This window comes from Candidatus Symbiopectobacterium sp. NZEC135 (assembly GCF_025962695.1).
The window spans coordinates 1-882 of sequence record NZ_JAGFPF010000859.1 but is presented as its reverse complement, the minus strand read 5'-3'; the positions used below and the strand labels follow the sequence as shown (position 1 = coordinate 882).

Here is an 882-nt window from a genome sequence, read left to right as displayed (position 1 = left end):
CCAACGCACTGTGCTGGGATGTGATGAACTTCCTGGAAACACAGCCGAAAGCCATGGCTATCGAAGAGAAAGGGCCCGAAAAAGTCGAGTTCATGTGGGATGATTATCACCGTGAACAGCTGGCGGCGGTGGAAAATGAAGCCGAAGAAGAGTGGGATGACGACTGGGATGAAGATGACGACGAAGGTGTCGAGATCATCTACCAGAAATAATTCTCAGGCTACGATCCTCCGGTGACGGAGGATGTTGCTGGCACGACATCAGGCACGATCCCTTTTGGGGATCGTGCTTTTTTTTACCTCAATTGCTCTGATAAAGATCTTTGTACAGACGGCTTTCAAAGCGCGCCAGCGGCACACGGCGCGCACGCTGATCTTCAGGCGGCACCGCATAGCCCGACAGGAATTGCACGAAAGCCATGCGCTGGCCGCTGGCCGTGGTGATAAAGCCTGCGAGGTTATACACCCCTTGCAGCGCACCGGTTTTCGCGGAAACCTTGCCGTCTACACCGGCTTCATGCAGCCCGGCACGGTATTGTAAGGTGCCGTTGTAACCCGCCAGAGGCAGCATCTCGATGAACTTCAATTCGTTATCGTGCTGAGCAATGTATTGCAGCGCCTGCATCATGGTGGCGGGTGAAATCAGGTTATGGCGCGACAGGCCAGAGCCATCAACCACAATGCTGTTGTCCAGATTGACGCCCGCTTTTTGCCGCAGCACCTGACGCACCGCATCGGCTCCGGCGCGCCAGGTGCCTGGCACGCTAAAGCGCTCGTGCCCGATGGTGCGAAAAACCGTATCTGCAATCATGTTGTCTGATTTTTTCAGCATGATGGTGAGAAGGTCATGCAGCGGGGCGGATTGCGTCTGAGCCAGCACGGT

The 882-nt window shown here is 55.4% G+C and carries 1 protein-coding gene and 1 pseudogene; one reads left to right on the top strand and one right to left on the bottom strand.

What is annotated here, in order from left to right:
• A pseudogene (obgE, locus tag J5224_RS31000) lies at positions 1-212 on the top strand (GTPase ObgE); the annotation flags it as partial.
• Positions 213-300: 88 nt separating this feature from the next.
• Here the strand turns inward: obgE and dacB are convergent.
• A partial coding sequence (dacB, locus tag J5224_RS30995) for a D-alanyl-D-alanine carboxypeptidase/D-alanyl-D-alanine-endopeptidase (protein WP_264628851.1) occupies positions 301-882 on the bottom strand: 582 nt, incomplete at its 5' end.